The 15,314-nt window shown below is 41.2% G+C and carries 14 protein-coding genes; all 14 read right to left on the reverse strand.

Annotated features, from left to right (window positions below; genetic code table 11):
* Positions 1 to 67 precede the first annotated feature (67 nt).
* Positions 68 to 478: a VanZ family protein gene (locus LDO37_RS26475; RefSeq protein WP_126610373.1), complete on the reverse strand. Its 411-nt coding sequence runs from the start codon at positions 476 to 478 to the stop codon at positions 68 to 70.
* A 25-nt stretch (positions 479 to 503) separates the two neighbouring features.
* Entirely contained in the window at positions 504 to 1,370 is an 867-nt protein-coding gene (gene galU / locus LDO37_RS26480) for a UTP--glucose-1-phosphate uridylyltransferase GalU (RefSeq protein ID WP_101113084.1), read from the reverse strand.
* A 126-nt stretch (positions 1,371 to 1,496) separates the two neighbouring features.
* On the reverse strand, positions 1,497 to 2,804 hold the full coding sequence (locus LDO37_RS26485) for an HlyD family type I secretion periplasmic adaptor subunit (protein WP_185829962.1): 1,308 nt from the start codon (positions 2,802 to 2,804) through the stop codon (positions 1,497 to 1,499).
* Positions 2,805 to 2,814: 10 nt separating this feature from the next.
* Complete coding sequence (locus LDO37_RS26490) at positions 2,815 to 4,515, reverse strand: type I secretion system permease/ATPase (protein WP_126610376.1); 1,701 nt, start codon at positions 4,513 to 4,515, stop codon at positions 2,815 to 2,817.
* Between the two features lie 211 nt (positions 4,516 to 4,726).
* The gene (locus LDO37_RS26495) at positions 4,727 to 5,632 is read right to left on the reverse strand and encodes a hypothetical protein (RefSeq protein WP_126610377.1); all 906 of its coding nucleotides are present in this window, start codon (positions 5,630 to 5,632) and stop codon (positions 4,727 to 4,729) included.
* Between the two features lie 385 nt (positions 5,633 to 6,017).
* Complete coding sequence (locus tag LDO37_RS26500; protein ID WP_126610379.1) at positions 6,018 to 7,271, reverse strand: O-antigen ligase family protein; 1,254 nt, start codon at positions 7,269 to 7,271, stop codon at positions 6,018 to 6,020.
* A gap of 3 nt (positions 7,272 to 7,274) precedes the next feature.
* Positions 7,275 to 8,033, reverse strand: coding sequence for a heparin lyase I family protein (locus tag LDO37_RS26505; protein ID WP_126610381.1), 759 nt, complete (start codon positions 8,031 to 8,033; stop codon positions 7,275 to 7,277).
* A gap of 1 nt (position 8,034) precedes the next feature.
* Entirely contained in the window at positions 8,035 to 8,757 is a 723-nt protein-coding gene (locus LDO37_RS26510) for a WecB/TagA/CpsF family glycosyltransferase (RefSeq protein ID WP_224055625.1), read from the reverse strand.
* Entirely contained in the window at positions 8,750 to 9,868 is a 1,119-nt protein-coding gene (locus tag LDO37_RS26515) for a glycosyltransferase (RefSeq protein WP_126610384.1), read from the reverse strand. The genes LDO37_RS26510 and LDO37_RS26515 overlap by 8 nt, the downstream gene beginning before the upstream one ends.
* Positions 9,869 to 9,870: 2 nt before the next feature.
* On the reverse strand, positions 9,871 to 10,755 hold the full coding sequence (locus LDO37_RS26520) for a glycosyltransferase family 2 protein (protein WP_126610385.1): 885 nt from the start codon (positions 10,753 to 10,755) through the stop codon (positions 9,871 to 9,873).
* Positions 10,756 to 10,780: 25 nt separating this feature from the next.
* Positions 10,781 to 11,908 carry a glycosyltransferase gene (locus tag LDO37_RS26525; protein ID WP_126610387.1) on the reverse strand — a complete coding sequence of 376 codons (1,128 nt, stop codon included), beginning with the start codon at positions 11,906 to 11,908 and terminating at the stop codon, positions 10,781 to 10,783.
* 13 nt (positions 11,909 to 11,921) lie between these two features.
* The gene (locus tag LDO37_RS26530) at positions 11,922 to 13,334 is read right to left on the reverse strand and encodes an oligosaccharide flippase family protein (RefSeq protein ID WP_126610388.1); all 1,413 of its coding nucleotides are present in this window, start codon (positions 13,332 to 13,334) and stop codon (positions 11,922 to 11,924) included.
* Positions 13,327 to 14,307, reverse strand: coding sequence for a polysaccharide pyruvyl transferase family protein (locus LDO37_RS26535; RefSeq protein WP_185829963.1), 981 nt, complete (start codon positions 14,305 to 14,307; stop codon positions 13,327 to 13,329). Before LDO37_RS26535 ends, LDO37_RS26530 begins: the two co-directional genes overlap by 8 nt.
* A gap of 4 nt (positions 14,308 to 14,311) precedes the next feature.
* Positions 14,312 to 15,307: a glycosyltransferase family 2 protein gene (locus LDO37_RS26540; RefSeq protein ID WP_126610391.1), complete on the reverse strand. Its 996-nt coding sequence runs from the start codon at positions 15,305 to 15,307 to the stop codon at positions 14,312 to 14,314.
* Positions 15,308 to 15,314 lie beyond the last annotated feature (7 nt).

Below are 15,314 nucleotides of genomic sequence, written 5' to 3' on the forward strand. Positions count from 1 at the left end.
TTGCGCCGCGATTAAAAGGCATAGAACTCGAACAAAATTTAACCGCGAAAGGTCAACAGACCCTAGGCTATTTGAGATCTTTCGAAAAAAAGAATGAAACTTGGTAAAGCAAAACACCACCAAGGCACCCAAAAATATTACACGAGAGATCAACCCAAGAAAATTGCCGGCTGGGAATCCAGATCTGGGAAAATTCGTCAATCAGCATTAATAACAGCAACAAACTCAGAAGCGGTTTTCTCGTTACTTTGCTTGCGAGCGTTGCTGTAAATCCCAATATAAAAGCAAAAGAGAAATGAAAGGCGAGATCATAGTGCTGAATAGCATAACGCAGGTCACCGGAAAGCAAACCGATGCTCTGCAGTATAGAAAGGCTGCCTACCAATGCGAGGCAGCTAAAGAACAGACCAATCACCAAGCTCTGTTGAGCTGAGTTGGAACGATTGGTCTGGTTATCGAGTTCTTTCATCTTTGTCATAATCTCAGGGGAGTATCCCCTTCAATTATTTCTTACCTGTTACCTTTTTGGCAAGTTTTGAAGCGTGACCTTTAAGATAAACATTTTCGTAGCAGTAATTGGTCGCTTCGATATAACCTTCAACGCTACCACAATCGAATCGCTGACCGTCGAATTTGTATGCTAGAACACATCCAGATTGCGCTTGTTTAAGAAGTGCATCCGTTATTTGGATTTCACCGCCTTTGCCTGGTTCTGTTTTCTCAATCAATTCAAAAATATCAGGCGTTAAGATATAACGACCAATGATCGCAAGATTGCTTGGTGCGGTACCCGGTTCAGGCTTTTCTACCATATCATCAACACGGAATAGTTTGTCTTTAATCATTTCACCAGAAATCACACCGTACTTGTGAGTTTCTTCTTCTGGTACTTCTTCAACCGCAACTATCGAGCAACGAAACTGCTTGTAGAGTGCGACCATTTGCGCCAATACGCCTTCGCGCTTGTTCACACAAAGGTCATCCGCTAGAACGACGGCAAATGGCTCATCACCGACCAATTCACGCCCAGTAAGAATAGCGTGACCTAGCCCTTTCATCTCACGTTGACGGATATAGGTAAAATTAGCGGCATCAATGATTTCACGAATATCAATCAGCAGCTCTTCTTTGTTTGTTCCACTGATTTGGTGCTCTAATTCGTAGTTTTTATCAAAGTGGTCCATTAGAGAATGTTTACCACGCCCGGTAACAATACACATATCGGTCATTCCAGCCTGTATTGCTTCTTCCACACCGTATTCAATCAATGGTTTGTTAACGATAGGCATCATTTCCTTAGGCATTGATTTTGTTGCTGGTAAAAAGCGCGTTCCATAGCCCGCTGCCGGAAAAAGGCATTTCTTGATCATCTCAACTCCGTTTTCGTTGTTCAGTTATGGGTTAACCCATAAGATTTAAATTGGTGTTATTGGTTAAAAGGTCAACGACCTTTCGTATCTCACTTTAAATAAGTGATTGTTATATATGGTTCAGCATCAGCTTTCTCTGAAGGCTCTCAGTAAACTGACTTTCAGTGGTTCTAGTAGGTAGTCTAGTGGTCGTTTTTCTTCTAATAGTACATAGACTTCCGCTGGCATCCCTGGATACAACTCCAAGTCTGGGTTGTTAGATATTTCTTGGCTATTTAGCTTCACTTTTACTTTGAAACCACTCAGCTCCTCACCATCAGAATTTGTTCTGTCAGCATCAATGTAGACAACCTCACCTTGCACTGGAGGCGTCGTTCTGAAGTTAAACGCAGAGAGACGAATCAACGCTTGTTGACCAATCCTAACCACATCTATGTCTGTAGGGTTAATGATCGCTTCTACAATCAAACTGTCGTTGTCTGGAACAATTTCCATCAAGCTTTCACCTGCCCCTACAACTTCACCTGCTGCATTCACTTTCAACCCTAATACGACACCACTAGCTGGGCTCTTTACAACCGTACGAGCCTGAACATCCTTGGCGAGGTTTAATTCAGCCTCCAAGGTGATAAGCGCGTTGCGAACCTCTGCGATTTGAGTTTCAACCTCTGAGCGATTTCTTTGCTTAATAGCACTTTTTTGCTGTTCCAGTTCAGAAACAGATAATATTTGCCCATCCAATTCCGCCTGAACCGAAATAATGTCGGAGACCAGTAAGACTTCTGAACGCTTGAGTTCCAATAATTTTAAACGCGAAGTGAAGCCTTCAGCGAGAAGCTGATCGTGCATGTCTATTTCGTCGTTAAGAAATTCCAATGCTTGCTTTCTCTGTGCCAGCATCTGAGATGAAAAAGCGCGTCGATTACGTGTCTGCTTCAAACGTGAATCGACGATATCCAGTTCCTTAGTCCGCATGTCCATACGGCTAGTAAACAGAGAACGTTGATTCGCGATGAGTGTGTCAATTTCCAAAGCAAGGTGAGGAAATTGAACTTTATCGATAGAAGGAACATAACGGGCTAAATCATCTCGCTCTGCCAGCAGTCGTTGATACTCTATCTGGCGGCTAATCCAAGTAAGTTGGGTTTGTTTTAGCCGACTCTGAAACGTGATGTCTGAGATTTTTATCAGCGGAGCACCTTTCTCGACTTTCTGACCTTCTCGAACATACACTTGGGCAACAATGCCACCTTCTAAGTGTTCAATGCTTTTCCGTTTACTCTCGACAATAACAATTCCCGAAGCTATCGCAGCGGAATCCAGTTTCGCAAACCAAGTCCAAGCCGCGAATAAACCTAAGCTCAACAACAAAAAGATTGTCGCGCGCTTTATGAGACGATTGTTGTCGGTCATTAACTGTGTTGAGTCATTCATCATAAAGCCTTTAGTATTTTATCGCTTGGTAGTTTGAGTGACTGGCGATATTCACGCTTTTCTTATCCAGTTTCGTTTTGTTTTCATACGCTTCAGAAATGACACCATCTTTAAGTTCAACGACATAATCAGCCAGCTTCATCATTAACGGAGAACTGCTTACGAAGATGATCCCTACTCCGTTACTTTTTAACGTTTCGAGGTGTTTAACTAAATATTGAATCGTTTGGTTATCAAGAAATGCCGTCGGCTCATCCAGAATGAGAAGTTTAGGTTGATAATAAAAACAGCGAGCTAAGGCCAAACGTTGCATTTCACTACGAGACAGTTCCACCCCTTCTAACCCCAGCATGGTTCCATAGCTTTGCGGGAGCTTCGCGACGAAGCTGTGGCATAGTGCTGCTTTACTCGCTTTTACAACATTTTCAGGGACATCCATATCTAAATGATCACCAAACCCACTGATATTGTCGGATACACTCGCATCAAAAACATCAATCACTTGGGGTAAATAACCGATGGACTCAGCAAGACGCATAGTATCCAGCTTATCGATATTGATCCCATTGACTCGTACTTGCCCTTTGGTTGGTACGTAATAATTCGCCAAAAGCTTGAGCAAGGTGGATTTACCTGCTCCGGATGCCCCTTTGATCGCCAAGCAATGACCTGGCTTTAGGTTGAAGCCAATATTGTGAACCAAAAGCCGGTCGCCTAGCCCTCGGTAAGTCACTTGGTCAACAGACAGCTCTATCTCTTCTAATGCGATATCCATTTTGCTGTCTTCTTGATGACTAGAAAAAACAGCACTGATTCTTTCAAACGCTTCTTTCGATTCCAACCAATTGAAGTATTGGTTTGCACCTTGATCAATCGGTGCCAGTATTCTGCCTAGTAATATTGAAGCGGCTAAAAGCGAGCCGGCCATTATCTGTTCGTTAATAACCAACCAAGCACCTACCGCAAAAACACCAATTTGAACAGTCATCCTGATCATCTTAATAATGCTTTGACCATGATTAGTGAATCGCTTTGAACGCTGCTCTTGTTCAAGGGTACGGCTGTGTTTTTGATTCCAGCGCTCCAGTACTTTTCCGGAAGCTTGATATGCCTTAAGTAATTTCCCCTTACTGAACAGCTTTTGAACTGAGGACGATTGCTGGATCGCCATATTCTTCGCTTCGTTCATGTTTTTATGTGTCAACAGAAGTAGCAAGCCACTCGCAGCCGATAGCACCAGTGTTGCTGCAAGCGCGTAAGCGCCGAGTACTGGATGAAGAAGAAATAGAACAATGATGAAAATGAGCGACCAAGGAAGGTCCGATAAGCTTCGATGAAAAGGAGAAGATAGGTATTGTTTCGCCAATTGATGATCTTTTACTGCTTTGTGTGCAGCTGCCGCATTCTTGGAGGATAAATTAAGGCTCTTTTGAATCAACAATTCGCCAAACGATTGATCATAAATAGACGATAGATTATTGAGAACTTGTTGTCGTGTGTAGTCCATCGCAACTTGTACGATAAGGAGAAAGACAGCAATTAAAGCAAGAAAAAGGAGTGTATCCGTACTGCGAGAAGAGAGTACACGGTCAAACACCTGCAAACTGTATATTGGCAATACCAGTACTAAGAGATTTGCAAATACGGAGAATATTTGAAAATAGAAGAAGTTTTTCTTGCGATAAGAAGTGAATGTAGACCAACGTTTCATAAACGATTTCTGCCTGTGAGTCTTTTAATATTTATTATGTTTCTAGCCTGCTTAGACTCTTAAAATAAAAAACCTAAGACAAAACGAGTATAAAGTGCCTCAGGCTTCACGGGCATACTCAGAATGCATATTGGGAGTAATTTCACCCCTGTGCATGAGCCAAGTACTAAAAGGGATCGCACTTAGCAGGCGATCCCTCATTATGACTGACTTATACTGGAGCAAAGTCCGTATCAGTAGTCAGGATCTGATAGGCATCGTCAGCCGTGTAAACTGTCACCGAGTAGAACGCATCAGCATTCAGACCTTGTGCCTGCAAGTACATTTCTTCTGCAGAACTCAATGCGCTACTGGAATGTCCAGTAATGCTTCCGTCCAGTGTCAGGTCAATGTTAGACAGTACTAAACCAAATCCAACTTCCGATTCAGCATCATTTGCAGCCAGTAAGGTGCTGTCAATGGTGAGTGCCGCTGGTGCAACTTTCCCTGTACCTTTAACTACTTCAAAATTTTCAAACGTCACCGTATCCGTGCCGCTCAGTTTTAATACATCGAAACCAGAACCACCGTCAGCATCACGCCCAGTTACGCCTGCAGCAGGACCAAGTAAACCAGATACATCAACCACATCATTACCCGTACCCGCATCAATATCAAAGCGAGTGAATTGCGAGTTCTTAGCATTTGTGATTGAAATGGTGTCGTTTCCCGCACCTGAGTTAATCTCGAAGAGATTGCCCCAGTTAATGCTGTTTGAATATGCGGAAACTGCAATATTGTCGTTGCCTGTACCTGTGTCGATTTCACCACGCTTTGCATTCGAAACAACAATAGATGCACCATTATTGTTTTGGTTATCGATATCTACATCGACAAAGTTGTTTACGTAAACAATTTGATCAGTACCATCAACTTTCGCTTCTTTGTACCCTGCTTTATTCCAGCTATCAGAAGAAAGGATCGTGGCGCTCAAAACACCGCTCGTAGACTCAAGGTTTACACCATCCGCAGATACCGACCCCACTCCAACGAGAGATTGGGTTGCATTTCCTGCAGTAAGACCTGACGCTGAGCCTGTGCCATCTGTATTAGTTGTCCCTACATATGTTGTAGTCATTTCCATGTCTCCAAAATTATAAATAACACAAGTTAACTAGCACCAAGATTTAAGGCTTATTATTTTTGGTGCCACATTGTTGAAATCATGAAAAATTATATTGACCTTAACATCAATTTGACACTGCTCTGACAGACAATAATGACAAAATAGGACTGCAGCATTAGAGTTTCCTAACCTAACACGCCTCGTTTAATTAAATAGGGTGAGAAGAACTAAATTACGGCATTAAAAAGAAAAAAAAATTTTCCAGGAAATCATTAAGAAATCTAATCAGTACTAGATAATTGATCATGCCCAATGATACAAACCCAATAAATAAACCGGTTGAGCCCATAAAAATCAAATAGTTAACCAGATTAATACTTAGCTAAAAGTTTAGAACCTATACATCTAAACTTTCGTCTGGTATCTCACGTGAATGGCAAAATAAAATCATACTTAGTAGTAATACCCACGTGAATGCATTAGTTAATAGAACACCACTGGATGCAGAAGCAATTGTCAATCCACCTGTTATGATACTTACCGCAATAGCCAACTGCTGCTCATATCGATGAGTTAACGTTTTTGCCATCACCGCTGAAAATATACTTTTTCCTATCCAGAGAAACGTCAAAATGCTGCCTGGAATACCTATCCCCAATATCAGATCCATATAGGAACTGTGTGTTGTTTTTGCTGACCAACCAAATGCAGACGAATATTGATACATTATTTCAGGTCGTGTGAAGACACCAAAACCATATCCAAATAGAGGTCTATCCAAGATCAAATCAAATAATACGTCCCACAGCCCTGTACGGCCCGTTAGGGTTGGGTCTTTCCCCAAAAAATACAAAATATCGTGTAGGAATACATTTAGTAAAGACACAGAGAAAACAAGACCGACAAAGTAGAACAGTAAAAGCACTATTTTTTGTCTAATAAGAGGTTTAGATATAACAACAAGAATAACAAAAAAGGTAGAGACAACAACGACCATTGTCAGTAGTGCTGTAATAGACTTAGACATTACGACCATAAGAAAACAAATTAGAAATAGACCTAACTGCTTAACATCTCGACGTTTTGATTCAAACCACCATTTCTGGAAAAAAATAATGCTGATAACGGCGAAGAATGAACCAGCTCCATTTTTATGAACAAATAGCCCTCTCCATGCCCCAGAGTGAACTCCACTCATGATGCCATATTGTGGAAAAACAATAATATAAACGAAATTCAGAAATACAACGACAGTAAGGAACTTCACCAAATTGTCGTATAACACTCCGGGACCATAATATTGATAGTAAAGCAGCATAGGAATCGATACCACAGCCACTGAAATAAGATAGCGTAATGCCAACGTCAAGTTCGGAGAAAACAATATAGAGAAAACAACGAACAATACAACGAGGTTGGCGAGTAAACTCACTTTGAATTTTTTAATAACAGAGAGACCAGAGAAAAAGAGAAAAACAAGCAAAATTCCAAGTAAAGCCATCTGCATGAGCTTTTGTGGCATAAAAGTAATCTGGCTAAGTTGATGCTGAGCAGATGGGTAACCAACCCCCATATTCGTTGCTCTAATAAGAACTAGGTAGAAAAGTGACGTTAAGCAAATTAAATTAAATGTGTCTCTTCGTATCAGCATACGTTAGTTAAGCTCCAGTTCCTTAATTTTCATGCTTATTTCAGGATATTTATCCCAGCTAGTTGGCTTATATATACCTAGTTTGATAAATGGCATCTTTGCGTCATTAAAGGTGTTAGGACCACACGTCTCACTTAACTTACTGCCATTTAGATAGGTTTTCAGGCACGCTGAAGCCTTTGTAGATAATGTCCCTTCGATCTTAAACTGATGCCATTGTTCAACGGCATAATCCACATCACTAAATAGCGTCCTCGTGCCTATCGAATTTCTTGGAGAGGCACATGTTCCATCAACCGTGCTTGACACCTTTTGATGATCCCAACGATTAAACATTCTCAACTTCCCTGAACTCGTTTCCAACGCCAAAATGGGACAACGCCAATTTTCACCCTTATCTGGAAAAGAATGGATCTGAAAATAACTGTGCCAACGATTTGAATATGCGTAATTATCTTTTACTTTGAATTTAAAGCTCAATGAAAATGGTACATCTCGTTTTAATGCTTTTTGCACTGCAATCTCACAACGCTTTCGACCTTTTTGGGGTTTAAGGGTGAATTCAATTTCAGAGCTCAATTTGGATCTTTTCCAAAGAGCGGGATGACATTCATAAACAAGAGAAGCCTCTCGATTAGTTGTGATGAAATCTCCTGGTTCCATTAATTTTTTTGAGTTATTAGCAAAGGCTACATTTGAACCCGAAGTAAACCAAATCAAATAGCACAATATAGCAATCGAATGAATTCGGATATTCTGCATACTATTTACTCATCTTTAATATTATGGAACGAAATAAAAACATCACATTTCCAACAACATAGCGACGAAACAAGCGCTTTGGCTCTTTCATTAATCGAAACACCCATTCAAGACTCAACTTTTGTACCCAATCAGGTGCTCTTTCCACCTTTCCTGATATGAAATCTAAAATTGCACCACCGTTAATTGTCGAAATATTAGGGTAAGCTTCACGGATAACTTTGGATACAACCTCTTGCTTAGGCATCCCCATCGCCATAACAACGACATCTACAGAATGCTCGCATAGATGATCTACATAGGCAGAAGGTTCTTTAAAACCATCCAATACGGTAACAACATTAACACCTTGAGATTGTAGTTTCTGTATAGTAATCGTAAGTTCTATGTCAGTTGAACCAAAAAGTGCGACTCTCTTATTTTGAAATACTTCTTTAAGCAACATTGGAATAAAGCAAGTACCATTCAAATTATAACCAGGTGATTTACCTAATAACTTAAATAAAATTTTTACACCGATTCCATCACGAAACACAATATCGCAAGCAAGGATGGCTTCAAAAAAGCCTTTATTTTGACAAGCTAGATTAAAGGCATGTGCATTAAGAAAAGCGATATTCAACCGCTTTCCTTGCTTAATTTCATTCTGGCAGTAAGAAATCGCATCTGACGGAGATTCAAATACAATAATTTTAGATATGAATTGACGAAATTCGTTAATCATAACTACCTTGCTTAATAAAGCTCAGAGCTTGCTTCGCTCTTACTTTCCAAGTATTTTTCATAGCGAACGCTTGTCTAGATTCTTTCAAACCCAATGAGTCTGAATCAATGGCCTTACCTATCAATTCAATGAATGCTTCATCCGTTTCAGCAAGGTTAACCAACTTTTTTCCGTCTCGGTCAAAATCACAAGCGCTTGAAACTGAAGGGATACCAGCTGCGCAGTATTCATAAAGCTTAAGGGGGTTCCGGTATTGATTAAACGGAGATGCACGATACGGACAAATGCCGACTTTAAAAGAAGACATTACACTGGGAAGTTGCTCGTATGGGACAAGCCCGGGCAGCTCCAAATTGTCGAATCGTTTTGCTAACTCAGATATCGCAACACTGTTCACTTTCCCTATTAGTCTTATCGACACATTAGGATATGCAATGCATATTTTTTCAATTAAATTCTCATCAGTAGACTCATCAATTGATCCTACAAAGCCGATCACGTTTTCAGATTCCGTTGAATTGCTGATAGACGACACCAAGGTTTCACTTACTGCATTAGGAAGGTATACGACTTTCGCGCTCTCAGAAATTCCAGAAAGCCTTTCAACCAACCGATGACTGGTCGCAAAACACACGGTGCTATTCTCAATGCATGACTTTAAGGTGCTTTGATAAGCTTTATGTTTGGAGAATGGGTATTGAGCATCACCATCGTAATTATCGTAGTGCGTGTAAGCATAAGGAATACCTAAATCCTGTAAGTACAGGGATTGATCCGGCTTATAAAACCAGAGGCAAGACACTTTACTTCCTGATTTTCTACCCGCCTTTGCTACTTGCCATTTTATGGGTAACGAAACCGCTAAATACCTTAGAACTTTGTTGTTTAGCGTCCAACTACTGGGGAGTAACGTAACAAGAGGAAACACTCGGGTATTACCAACTTGTTCTTCCGCTAGATATGCTTTGTCCACTTTCAAACACCATTTCGGTCGTTTGAAATAGAGTAACGGTATGTTATCACTGACTAAAGCATCACTAATCGCGTTAATAAATGGGCGACGATGAAACTTTTTATATTGATCTGAGATCGAAAAAATCGCAATGCTCATAATTACCGCCCTTCTGCTATGCCATCGCTAACAAAGATACCTTTATAGAACCCCATCATCCACGCAAGTCCACAAACATACATGACTGGACAAAGCACAAAAAGCATCATGGGGCTGAAAGCATATTTGAGATTACGTAAATTTATTCGCGTGATCTTAGCTAGCATAATGAATGGCAGAAGTAGCGCTAGAAGCCATCTGATTCCTTTATCTTGGTATCGAAGGAAAAACAAATTATTCCCTGTAATATAAATTTTCTTGATGACTTTTTTGAATGGTGAATCCTGAATTTGATAGCCAATCACATCTGGGAAAAAGTAGAGGGTGTAGCCCTTTCTCACTAATCGTTCCGTTAGCTCTGTGTCCTGCATTCTTGGGATATCACGGAACCCACCAATCTCTTCAAATAGAGTTTTTTCAAAAATCAATAATGCCGAGCTTAAATTTGCACGGCGTGATGGCGTACGAGAAGCCTGAGACTCATGATTAAAATAGTAATGTTCAATATAGGAAGTAAGTGTAACTTTATTGCTCTTATCAAGCTCAAGTGCACCTCCAAATATTTTCTCCCCACCTTTGGCATGTCTAACAACACTGACTAAGGCTTTTTCATCTAGAACAACATCTGCATCAGCAAAAACCAAATACTCTCCGCTTGCTGCCCTTGCGCCAATATTACGACCACCACCAGGGTTAAAACGTCGCTGTTCTTTTAGTAGACGTACAAACGAAAATTGAGCACAGATTTTATCAACGTCATCATTAGGAGAGCAATCAACGACGATCACTTCAGCATTGACATGATCCAACTGTTGTGCGAGCGCAGATAAGTTTCGCCTAAGGTTTTTCTGGGATTGATAAGACGGAATAATTATGGAAAGTTTCACAGATATATCTCTCACATATTACTTGTTACTTACTTTGCAAGACCGCTTGATAAATATTTTCAAGCTCTAGACATTGCTTCTTTAGGTTATGTTTTTCATGTACAAATTCGATAGCATTTTGACTGTATCTTTCCCACAAATCACGATCATAAGATAAATTCAAGATAGCGTCCGCTAACCCATCGACATTTTTTTCGCTAACAACAGTGCCCGTTTCCCCATCAATAATGGCTTCAGGCATACCACCACTATTAAAAACTACAGCGGGTGTGCCGAGCGCTTGTGCCTCGACAATCGTAAGCGCTAGCGCTTCTTCTTGACCATTCGCCATCTTTACACTCGGCTGAACATAAACAGTGGCTTTTTGCATCCAATGCTTAACCTGTTTTTGTGTCTGTCTTCCTGTAAATTCAACATTGATTTTTTTACTTTTGGCTAAAGTTTCTAGGCGCGATTGCTCGTCGCCATCTCCAATAAGTACTAGTTTATAATCTGGTGCTAACTTTTGAATTTTACCCATCGCTTCAATCAGAAACTCATGCCCTTTAATGGGGATCATTCTTCCTACACACAGAATGATTTTCTCTCTAATAACCTCAGGGGATGGAGCGAAGAGCTCAACATCAACACCAATATAGTGCCGAATAATTTTGCTTTCCGGAAAACCAAGACGAATTAAGCGCTCCTTAATAGACTCGGATACGGCTATTAGATGTGTTGCTTTTTCTGCTAAAACAGAGCGTTTTTCCATATAGCGAAGATGCAATCGTCCGTGATTTTCAAGGTTGGGGCGGTCAATGACATCAAACCCATGAAACGTGACAAGCAGTGGTGACTTAAGCTTCTCTGCTAAAGGTAACGCTGTTAACCCATTGGGACCAAAATGTGCGTGAATCAACTCTGGCTCTAGTAACTTGAAACGCCTAAGGAGATTAGGTAAAACAATCCCTAGCTTAAGTAGTTTATCGGTAAAGTTCCCCAAAAAACCCGACTTCACAATGTGCGTTCTTGATTCTGGTAGCGACAAACCAGTAGCAACTCTATCACTGCCAAAATAATGAGCGTTGTAACTCGTTAGGGCTTCACCTTGTGCACGTATGAATGTTTGAGAATGTGCAAGTAGATGATTTGAAAAAATAACTATGTTCTTCATAAATCTAACTGCTTTACCTATTTAAAAATTGACGAAATTCCTGCCGCCAGGACGGGTAAACCAGTTGCATACTAATAAAGTAGCTCGTGACCCCAATCAAACAAGTTGCAAAAAACACAAAAGCCAAACTAGATTCAACAAATTGTTCGAATATGAAAATCGAAACAGCCATGCCAAAGGAAGCAAGCCATGCAGGTGAAACAGGCTTAATTTGGTTATACCAACTCAACCCAAATATTTTGTTATATCCTGTCATGCTAAATGGCATGGTCACAAACACACGAGCAAGCATTGCTAGTGCCGCAGCAAGCACGCCGTAAGTAGGCGCAAAGACGGCAGTAATGGCAAGCGCTACGATAGTGCCAAAAACATCTGACGCGAGTGCTGTACTTGGCTTAGCAATTGCTGTAAATGAAACAGGCACATAAATTCGGACCAAACTTAACACAGCCACTATTGCAAATATCTGGGTTGGCAGTATGGCGTCTATCCACTTCTCACCAAACAACCATGGCACAAGAGTGGGCGCAACAAGTGCCAAGCCAATAAAGAGCGGTGTCACTATCATTGCTGTGAATTTAGTAGAGGACTGAAATAGCTGACAGAGTTCTCCTTTTTTACTCTGACGTCGAGAAAAAACAGGCAGTGCATAGCTAAGTAAGCCGCTGGCAATGGCACTTCGAGGCATTTCAACCATTCGCCATGCGAAGCCAAATAACCCAACTGTTGTCGCTCCAGCCGTCATACCTAATACAATTGGAATGCCTCGAATGGAAGCATCCCAACTTAGGCGGCGTACACATAGCATCCAGCCAATAGAGCTCAGTTCAAAAAATATTTTCCGATGAAATGCGCCCCCTATAGAGTGTTTAGACACAATCAAAAGATAAGCAAACCCAACAACTTCGATAATGATTGATTGCGCTACAACTGCAATACTACCGAAACCATAGAATGCCATCGCCACACCAGACAGAGCACCAATCAGTCTCGAAATCATGGTACGTTTGGCCAAAGTATCAAACCGACTTTCGCGCCTCAATTTTGCAACGTATAGAGAAGACACACTCACCAAAATAATGTGCAGAAGAGAAAATGCTATAAGGTTAAACAGAGTAGGGTCTAGTTGCATCAGCCCACAAATGGTTAACACTGTCGCACAAAGGAATAGGCTGATGCTTATTCCTCCCCAAAAAGCGGTATCAAAGTGAGTCGAATCTGGCTTATTGTGGCGAACTAACGCATCTTCAAAAAGATTTCCGAATATAAGGGCGATCCCCTGCCCAATGGACAATGCCAAAACCGCAACACCAAACTCAGTCGGCGTTAACAATTTTGCGTAGATAAAGAAGGTCGCAATCGAGACTACTGTCATGCCGAACTTCTCTACGGCAATCCACAGCAGTTTTACAATTCGGTTATTCATTTGCTGCTTTCTTAATGCTTTGCGGTTCTTCACCTTCGAGTTTTAAACCGAGCCAGCAACTCGCATAACGTTGTAGTTTTCCGTAGCTGTTGTCTCTCATAACAACATCGTTTCCAACTAAAAGAGAAAGAATCATTCCATGAAGACGATCTGTATCAACAACGCTATAAGACGTAAATTTCTCTACACCCCGTTGAACCAAATTGTTGCTATACCACTTCCAGAACGCATCAAGACCCAAGTTCAAAAGAAGTTTGTTTTCATACCTAGCCAGCCTTCTGGCGATATTGTAGCAACGTTCATCAAAAGGTTTGAAAAGGTCATCCCAATCAAATCTGTCGCCATCTTCGCTTGTATCTGTTGCTTCAATATCGCGTCTTCTCAGACTTAATGTTCCTTCAGAAGTCCGGACAATACCTTTCCAACGATCAGACATTGCAAACGCCATATCAGGCAACAGTTTCAGGTGTTCATCATCAAACGCCTCACTCATCACCTCGAATGAGTGCTCATCTCGGACAAACATATAAAGATTGTTATGAGACTTAAACAGCGGAACCTTCTGAGTTAATTGAGTAGGATCCTGATAATGAACAGACTGCGGCATGATCAGAATCGTGTTTTCCGGAAACGACTCGATTACACGCTCGCGTAACGACTGATGATGCGGGTATAAATCACCGAAATTACCACCACCATGAAGCACAAGAACCGTCTCTTTTGGAATTTTCTTACTGAACAAGCGCTCTTGATTTCGTTCAGATATACGTGCTGTGATATTTACATCCAATGCCCTAAAAAGCGCTTCAGTTCCTTCAGCAATCAAAAGGTCACCAACATTAAGGTGAACTGGATAATCGATAAAGATTGCATCTTTGTTCTCTAGATGTGGTCGAAAGTTTTCAACCAACGTTTTTTTCAACGAATCTAGAATTTGTTCGTCGAATCCAATGATAGGGGCTGATTGTTCCACGATATTATCCTTTAGGCTTTACTGGCACAGGTTTAGCGCTACTCAAACGCATCTTAATGCGTTGCATAACGCTCATTCCTTGTGTGGGTGAACAGGAGTCCATATATGCCTTAGCTTGGGTGTCAGAATTGACACTTGGCTGAGTCTTCCATGCAGCTATTGCTTTAGGCACCATAGAAAATCCTTGGAAAAGCCCCTTAAATGTCGACCAAATAAGGCCAGAGCGAACACCTCGCCAAACTAAAATACCCGTGTGGAATATCGCAGTTGGTAGAAAGGTTTTAAATTTAAAATGAAGATACGTTTTGTTTCGAACGTCAAATGTCCAGCGTCCGCCAGTCCAAGCAACACGGTGCTCGGCAGAAACTTTGTGACCAATGACGACTTCCGGCGTGTACTTAATTTTGTAATGGGAATTCATCAAGCGCTTCGACAGATCAACTTCTTCATGTAAGAAAAAGAGGTCTGCATCATAGCCATTGATTCCATCAAAGGCGTCACGTCTAAGCATGTGACCAGCCCCAACAAAACGATCAGTGTAAAAAGATTGCTCTGAAGCTTCTTCCACATTTTGGTGGTAAGACCAACTTGTCAGGTCATCTTCTTGGCTGCCAAAGCGAAGAATGCGGAACGCTAATGCGCCGATGTCTGGTTCGCCTTTCATGATTTCACACGCTTTTGCTAACTGATGCTCATCAATGAATTCAGCATCATTGTCCAGCGCGACAATAAAATCTCCGGTGCCCTGATCTGAAGCTTGGTTTCGCCCTCCAGGAACACCTAAGTTGGTGCGATTACATACAAGTTGTATACGGGAATCTTTAAGGCAATGTTGACGTAGCCGTGCCAATCCATCAGGCTTCGAACCTTGGTCGACAACAATAATCTTCAGCTCAATACCCTGTTGAGTCAGCGCGCTGTCTATGGCATCAAGCGTGTCGTCAATTCGATCCCAAGAAAGAATCGTAATATCAACGGTTGGTTTATCTAGCATTTCCATTATTTTG

Source organism: Vibrio penaeicida, assembly GCF_019977755.1.
In the GTDB taxonomy this organism is placed as follows: domain Bacteria; phylum Pseudomonadota; class Gammaproteobacteria; order Enterobacterales; family Vibrionaceae; genus Vibrio; species Vibrio penaeicida.